Annotated in this window: 4 protein-coding genes and 1 tRNA gene; 2 read left to right on the forward strand and 3 right to left on the reverse strand. The window is 68.5% G+C overall.

Going from position 1 to position 3,091, the window contains the following annotated elements:
• Positions 1-884: type 2 isopentenyl-diphosphate Delta-isomerase (gene fni / locus FHD68_RS18125; RefSeq protein WP_139086477.1), on the reverse strand; the 884-nt coding region annotated here is incomplete at its 3' end.
• A gap of 194 nt (positions 885-1,078) precedes the next feature.
• Between fni and FHD68_RS18130 the strand changes: the two genes are divergently transcribed.
• A tRNA-Ser gene (locus FHD68_RS18130) sits at positions 1,079-1,168 on the forward strand.
• Between the two features lie 190 nt (positions 1,169-1,358).
• Here the strand turns inward: FHD68_RS18130 and FHD68_RS18135 are convergent.
• On the reverse strand, positions 1,359-2,426 hold the full coding sequence (locus FHD68_RS18135) for an SDR family oxidoreductase (protein WP_127898115.1): 1,068 nt from the start codon (positions 2,424-2,426) through the stop codon (positions 1,359-1,361).
• Between the two features lie 100 nt (positions 2,427-2,526).
• Between FHD68_RS18135 and FHD68_RS18140 the strand changes: the two genes are divergently transcribed.
• Positions 2,527-2,910 carry a winged helix-turn-helix transcriptional regulator gene (locus tag FHD68_RS18140; protein WP_046000940.1) on the forward strand — a complete coding sequence of 128 codons (384 nt, stop codon included), beginning with the start codon at positions 2,527-2,529 and terminating at the stop codon, positions 2,908-2,910.
• On the opposite strand, the gene FHD68_RS19225 is transcribed toward FHD68_RS18140, so the two are convergent.
• The coding region (locus tag FHD68_RS19225; RefSeq protein WP_167550438.1) for a hypothetical protein at positions 2,907-3,091 on the reverse strand (185 nt) is incomplete at its 5' end. The genes FHD68_RS18140 and FHD68_RS19225 overlap by 4 nt on opposite strands.

Genomic DNA, 3,091 nt, shown 5'->3' on the forward strand with positions numbered 1-3,091 from the left:
CGGGCCGCCTGCCCCACGAGGTCCGCGCCAAGGCGGATGGCCCGCGCGGCGTCCAGCCCGTGACGCACCCCGCCCGACCCGACCAGAACCCGGTCCGGCCCCATCATCGGCGCGATGGCGCGCAGCGACGCGGTCGTGGGGATGCCCCAGTCGTGGAACGGCTCCGCCAGCGCCTGTAGGCGGTCGGGACCGCGTTCGGCCTCGACACGCGCCCAGCTGGTGCCGCCGGCGCCGGCGACGTCCAGGATCGTCACGCCCGCATCGATCAGACGACGTGCCACGGGCGCCGACAGCCCCGCACCGACCTCCTTGACGCCCAGGGGGACCGGCAGGCTGGTGGCCAGCTCCTCGATCCGTGGCAGCAGGGCCGCAAAATTGCGGTCGCCCCCCTCCTGGATCGCCTCCTGCAGCGGGTTCAGGTGCAGGATCAGCGCGTCGGCCTGGATCATGTCCACCGCACGCTGCGCCTGCGCCACGCCAAAGCCATAGTTCAGCTGGACCGCGCCGATATTGCCCAGGATCGGAATCTGGGGCGCACGCGCCCGCAGGCTGGCGCCAAGGCCGCCATTGCCGCCCGCCTCGACCGCGATGCGCTGCGATCCGACGGACAGGGCGATGCGGTGATGGGCACAGGCCTCGGCGATGTGCAGGTTGATGCGTTCCGCCTCCTCCGGACCGCCGGTCATGGCCGAGATCAGCAGCGGCGCCCCCAGGCTGCGCCCCAGGAACCGCGTTCCCGTGTCGACGGCATCCATGTCCAGATCGGGCAGCGCCTGATGCAGGAACCGGACCTGGTCGAACCCGCTGTCCAGCCGGTCCTGCGCCCCGCGGCCTTCGGTGACGATGCGCAGGTGATCCGACTTGCGACGAGAGATTTCGGTCATGTCCTGCCATCCGGTTGCGTCATCCGACTATCGCGTCAATGCCTTCCGGGTTCCAGCCCCAGTTCCAAGAGGACGAACTGTCGCGTGCCACGTCCCGGCGCCGTCGAACCCTTGGAAGGCGCCGCGCGGCGATCTGCAAAAAGGGGCCAGAAAGCCCCTTGCCCCCCCTTGGCGACATCCATATACGGGTCGGCGGAGACGTGGCCGAGTGGTCGAAGGCACACCCCTGCTAAGGGTGCAGGCCCGAAAGGGTCTCGAGGGTTCGAATCCCTTCGTCTCCGCCATCACCTTACTGTCAAGATATGATCAACTGACCAGACGTGGTTCTGTGGTCGTCGTGAGTGTCGTCAGGCGCCCCGTCGCATGACCAAAGCATTGTCGGCCATGGGCCAGGCGAACCATCATTCCGTCCGCGGCGATGAGGGTGCCGGTCGCCCGACATCCTCACCGCAGCAGATGCACGTCTTTGGACGGTCAGCGGCGGGGGATGATCCGGTCCGCCTCCAGCTGTTCGAACAGGTCGAAGAACGCCTCGTCCGTCGCCTGATAGGCGGTGAAGCCCAGCTTGCGGCTTTTGGACATGTCGGTCACGACCTCGATCGGCCGACCCAGGTCGGCGTCGGTGTGCCACGGCGACACCAGGCGGGTGATATCCGGCTCGGCCAGCCCTTCGCGTTCGGCGATGCGTGCCCAGATCGCGGCGTCGTCCGCCATCTGGTCGGCCAAGGGGCGTTCGGTGCCGTCGAAATCCTCGGCTTTGACGCCGAACCAGTCGGCCAGACGGTGCCACATCCAGTTCCAGCGGAAGACGTCGCCGTTGACGATATTGAAGGCCTGGTCATGCGCGGCGGGCGTGGTCGCTGCCCAGATGACCTGGGCGGCCAGCTGGCGGGCGTCGGTCATGTCCGTCAGGCCGTTCCACTGCACGGCCGATCCGGGAAAGCGGAACGGGCGCCCGGTCTCGCGGCAGATGGCGGCATAGACGGCCAAGGTGGTGCCCATGTTCATGGCGTTCCCGACCGCCTTGCCGATGACGGTGTGGGGGCGGTGGATGCTGTAGGTGAAGCCGTCGCGGCGCGCGGCCTCGAACAGTTCATCCTCCTGCGCGTAATAGAAGTTCGGGACGTCCAGCCGCCCCTGATCCTCGCGGAACGGGGTCTTGGGCAGGCTGCCCTTGCCATAGGCCTCGAACGGTCCAAGGTAATGCTTCAGCCCGGTCACCAGCGCCGCGTGACGCACGGTGCCAAGCGGACGCAGACCGTCGAACAGGTTGCGCAGCATCAGGGCGTTGACGCGGATGTTCTCGGCCTCGGTCGGCTGGCGCAGCCAGGTGGTCAGGAACACATGCGTCGGGGCCAGACCGTCCAGGGCGGCGGCGACGGATGCGGGGTCCAGCAGGTCGGCGGCCACGGGCGTCACGCCCTCCTGCGGCTGCGGATTGCGGCTGAGGCCCAGGACGGCCCATCCGTCGCGGACCAGTTGGGCGGCGATGGCCTGGCCCTGAATGCCGGTGGCGCCGACAACCAATGCGGTGCGGGTCATGAATCTCTCCTGTCTTTGTGCTGTCAGGGGATCTAGTCAGCGCGGCGCGGTCGTGCCAGACGGCACCAAATTGGGACATAGCCACCGAAAGGTAACCACCATGGAACCCGGCAGCATCGACACCGACTGGCGCGAGGATTGCGCCCCCCGACGCACGATGGAGATCTTTGCCACGAAATGGACCAGCATGATCCTGCACACGCTGCATGCCCAGCACGGGGGTGCGGCGCGCAACGGGGTGCTGCTGCGCAGCCTGCCTGGGATCTCCAAGAAGATGCTGGTGCAGACGCTGCGCGAGATGGAGGACAGCGGCCTGATCGACCGCCATGTCGAAAGCACGGTCCCGCCGGCGGTCGAATACAGCCTGACGCCGCTTGGCAGGCGCTTCGTCGACCTGGTCGAGACGGTCTATGCCTGGGGCCGGGCCAATGCCGACGCTCTGGATCAGCTGCAGGCCCGCGCGACGTCCCGGCGGAACCGCTAGGCCCGCGACCAGTCGCGCAACCAGCGCATCGCGTCGAATCCCGGCGCGCCGGCGGGTGCATAGATCTGGTGGTCCAGCTGGCGCAGCAGGGCTTTCCTGCGCGGCCCGCCGCCCCCGCGCCACGTCAGGTGTGCCGCCGCGGCCGCACGCAGCCCGGTCAGATCGCCGCTGGCCGCCGCCC

The sequence above is a fragment of the Paracoccus marcusii genome, from assembly GCF_006151785.1.
Classification (GTDB): Bacteria; Pseudomonadota; Alphaproteobacteria; order Rhodobacterales; family Rhodobacteraceae; genus Paracoccus; species Paracoccus marcusii.